Origin of the sequence: Rudaea sp. (assembly GCF_036383415.1) — a bacterium.
Classification (GTDB): domain Bacteria; phylum Pseudomonadota; class Gammaproteobacteria; order Xanthomonadales; family Rhodanobacteraceae; genus Rudaea.
On the sequence record NZ_DASVOK010000253.1, the window covers coordinates 1 to 2,118 of the forward strand.

The 2,118-nt window shown below is 67.4% G+C and carries 2 protein-coding genes; both read right to left on the minus strand.

Annotated elements, in window-relative coordinates; all coding sequences use genetic code 11:
- Positions 1-168: 168 nt before the first annotated feature.
- Complete coding sequence (locus VF497_RS09535) at positions 169-1,104, minus strand: 2OG-Fe(II) oxygenase (RefSeq protein WP_330888043.1); 936 nt, start codon at positions 1,102-1,104, stop codon at positions 169-171.
- A 63-nt stretch (positions 1,105-1,167) separates the two neighbouring features.
- Positions 1,168-2,118, minus strand: a 951-nt coding sequence (locus VF497_RS09540; RefSeq protein WP_330888045.1) for a putative PEP-binding protein, incomplete at its 5' end; no start/stop codon positions are given.

Genomic DNA, 2,118 nt, shown 5'->3' on the forward strand with positions numbered 1-2,118 from the left:
GCCGCGTCGTCGATGCGGCCCGTATGTGCGATCGGGCGCGGCGCGAACGCGCGCCACACCTCGCGCAGCGGTTCCTGCAGGGCCTGCGGCAGGTGCCGGGCAAGCGGAACGACGTGTCGGCGCAGGAAGGGGCGGATCATGGCGTCGAGACTCGGCGCGATCGGACAGTCAGCCGCCGCGGAAGCGCCGCAGCGCGACGCGCGCGACATGGCGCAGTCGCCCGAGGTGGCCGCTGTACAGCGCCGCCTGCGCCTGTTCGAACTGCGCGGTCATCGCGGCGAGGTCGCGATAGAGACGCTGGTTGTGCTGGTCGCGGCGCTCGACGAGCGCGCGCAGTTCGTCGATGTCGGCCTCGTCGAGCGTGTGTCCGGCCTGGATGCGCGCGGGCAGCGGTGCATCGACGTAGATCGTCGAATGCGTGCCCGCGGTCTCCTCGGCCGGGCGGTCCTTGGTGTAGAAGTACAAGGCCACCGATTTGCGCGTCAGTGCCTGCTTGTCGCTCGGCAGCGTGATGCGTGGGAAGCCGTGCCAGCTCGTCTCGGTAGTCTCGAAGATCACCGCGCGGTTGAACTTCGGCGTGATCGTAATGACGCGGTCGTCGACGCTGCGCGGGTCGCTGTGCAGTTGCAGCGAGCCACCATACGCATCGTCCCATTCGTGATTGAGATAGACGATGAGGTTGAGGCGCCGGTGCCAGCGGTTGGCCGGATGGCGATTGAAGTCGACGTGCGCGTCGAGGTCCTGGCCATGGCGGTTCTCGTGCGTACCGCCGCCGAAATACCAAGGGTCATAGAGCAGGTCGTCGATGCCGGTGATCTTGCCGATCAAGTCGAGGAATTCGCGTGACTGCACGAGATCGTCGAGCGCGGCGTACGCACTGCCGAGGCCGCAGATCTTCTCCACCGTCGACTTGTTGCCGAGTTCGCCCGCTTCGTTGCGCGCGTTGCCGCGCTCGAACGGCGGGAACTGGGCAAGAATCTGCTGCGCGTATTCGTCGCGGAAAAAATTCTCGATGACGACATGGCGGAATGGATCGCGCGGGCAGAAGCACGCAGCGAGCTCATCCTGTCGGGCGAGTACGTCCGGATTGATCGGGCTGGGCATGGATCGGGCAGGAACAGCAGAATCGCAATGGCGCCAATGATGCCACAGGCCACCGCCGCGGGCTCAGTGCTGCAGGGTCTCGAGCACCCGCTCGATGCCGGCACGCGATTGCGCGCGCAGCAAGGTCTTGGAGGCATGGCGCAGCCTGGCGTGATCGCACTGCGCGATCGCCTGGCGCACTTCGAGCAGGGAGGATGGGTGCATGGAGAATTCAGTGAGACCGAGCGCGAGCAGCATTGCCGTGTAGCGCGTGTCGCCGGCCATTTCGCCGCAGAGCGCGACCGACTTCTGCGCGCGCTGGCCGGTCGCGATCACTTGCGCGAGCAGCTTGAGCATGGCCGGATGCAGCGGGTCGTGGAGCACGCCGAGCGCGTCGTTGCCGCGGTCGGCGGCGAGGATGTACTGGGTCAGGTCGTTGGTGCCGATCGAGACGAAGTCGAGATGGCGCAACAGCGTGGACAGCGCGATCGCCGCGGCCGGTACCTCGATCATCGCGCCGAATTCGTAGTGGTCGGCGATCTCGTGGCCTTCGGTGCGCAGCTCTCGCGCGCATTGCGCAGCGAGGGCTTTAGCGGCGACGACTTCCTCGGCCGTCGTCACCATCGGCACGAGGACGCGCACCGGGCCGTAGCGGCTCGCGCGCAGGATCGCCCGCAGCTGGGTCGCGAACAGGTGCGGGCGGCGCATCGACAGGCGCACGCCGCGCACGCCGAGTGCGGGGTTATCCTCGTCGGTCAGGGCGATGCCGGAACTGTCAGCCTTGTCGGCGCCGAGATCGAGCGTGCGTATCGTCACCGGCAAACCGCCCATGCCCAGCACGAGTTCGCGGTAGGCTTCGAACTGTTCTTCCTCGCCCGGCGCGTCGCCGCGCTGCAGGAACAGGAATTCGGTGCGATACAGGCCGACGCCGCTGACACCGAGTGCGTGCGCCTGGGCGATGTCGGCTGGCTGCTCGGCGTTCGCGTAGAGGCGGATCTCGACCTCGTCGCGCGTGAGCGTGCGCGCGCCGCGCAG